This is a genomic window from Maribellus luteus (genome assembly GCF_003576475.1).
Taxonomy (GTDB): domain Bacteria; phylum Bacteroidota; class Bacteroidia; order Bacteroidales; family Prolixibacteraceae; genus Draconibacterium; species Draconibacterium luteum.
Genome location: NZ_QWGR01000038.1, coordinates 1 through 1729, shown reverse-complemented (window position 1 = coordinate 1729; position 1729 = coordinate 1). Strand labels below are relative to the sequence as shown.

Below are 1729 nucleotides of genomic sequence, written 5' to 3'. Positions count from 1 at the left end.
GTAGCTGTTGCACAACCCTCTAATTTTTAAGTACCTGTTAAAACTACGAAGGGGAATAAGCTGTTTCTCGCGTTTTTAACAGGTTCTTTCATTTTTAGCGATGCCGGATTTTCCCCGGAAAAAGATGCCTTAAAACCCTTGATTCTTGCTTTGACAGACAAAAAATAAAAAGCGATGGCTGCTGCCATCGTTTTCACGTATTTTGCTTCAAATCTCAGTAGCTTTTTCAGGTTATAAGCCGTTGCTGCCATTTGCATAACCTTGTTGGCCTGCTTAATGCCAATGGTATTGATTTTTCGCAAGCCGGTAAATTGGGTTAGCGTTCCCCATACCGGCTCAACAGTCGACTGCCGCTTGCCTTTCATTATTCGCCCCAAACGGCTTTTTATGCGTTTGTTGTTGTGCTCGTATTGTTCAACCCAGATGGTGATGCCGATTCGTTTCTCATAGCTTTTCCCGATACATTGTGTTTTGACCGGGCAATTTTTGCAGTCGCTCCTTTTGGTCAGGTAATGGTCCTGAAGCGAGTTTTTCACCAACTTGCGTTTTCGGAAGGTGACTTTTTTACCCTCAGGACATAGCCAGTAATTTCCTTCTTTTACGAAGGTAAAGCCCTCGGGGCCGCCTTTGTAGGTGCCGTGTGGAGGAATGTAACTTACAAGGTTTTGTTTTTCCAGGAAATCGTAGTTTTCGCCACTGCTGAAACCGGCATCGGCCAGTATATTCCGCCACATCAGGCCTTCTCTTGAAAGCCGCTTTTTCAACCGCAGGGTTACATCCTGAAGGTTTGCACTGTCCGCCCGGTCGGCATGATAGGCTTTGGCATCGGTAATCACATGATTGGCTGTATCGACACTGATGTTTCCGTGGTAATTCAGCTTGCGGGCTTTCCCGGGTTTTACGCTGATACGCGCATCGGGATCGGTAGGACTGTAATGGGTTTTGTTGCTCGTGTATTTAGCCCCCTTGTTTCGGGAGCCCGGGCGTGTGTCCTGGGTTTGCTGCCAGTTACGGTTACGGCTCTTTATATCGTTTAGTTCCCAATCGCTGGCACTTAGGGTTTTCTCCTGATCGCTGGCTTTATTTATCTTCGACTTGCGGTCGGGGCTGCTCAGGTAACGCGATTTGCGAAGGTATTCCTCCAGCTTTTCTGCAGGCACTTTTAATTCCAGGCTGTCCATACTCGCATTGGCTTTTACCGGTGCTGAATCCATGGCCTGGGTATGACCCGAAACCATCCCTTTTTCTATGCACATCTGTAATACCCGTTCAAATACCTCTTCGAATAATTCTTCCGGAAACAACTGCCGCGTGCGGCTCAAAGTACTGTGCCACGGCAATTCTTCATCAATATCGAACCCTAAAAAATAAAGGATATCCAACCGCATCGAACAATGCTCAATAAGCTGCCGGTCGCTGATAATATTCTCCAGATACCCTACCAGGCAGAGTTTATAGAATACCTTCGGGTCGATACTCTTTTGCCCGCACGAACCATAATATGGTTTGGTCAGCGAGTACAAGAACGACAAATCCAGCACTTCTTTTAACCTGTGGTAGAAATTTTCTTTGGGAACCCGTTGCGATAACTGGAAGCTGGAAAACAATTTCTCGTGGTAAACCTTCTTTCCCTGCATTTTTATTCTCAAGTTAATGAAAGATAACTGCTTACTCTCCGGGATTATGCTAAATTTGTTAACAAAACCTGGTGAGTTGTGCAACAGGCACA

The 1729-nt window shown here is 45.9% G+C and carries 1 protein-coding gene; it reads right to left on the bottom strand.

Annotated elements, in window-relative coordinates; genetic code table 11:
- Positions 1-26: 26 nt before the first annotated feature.
- The gene (locus tag D1614_RS23555) at positions 27-1637 is read right to left on the bottom strand and encodes an IS1182 family transposase (RefSeq protein WP_119440448.1); all 1611 of its coding nucleotides are present in this window, start codon (positions 1635-1637) and stop codon (positions 27-29) included.
- Positions 1638-1729 lie beyond the last annotated feature (92 nt).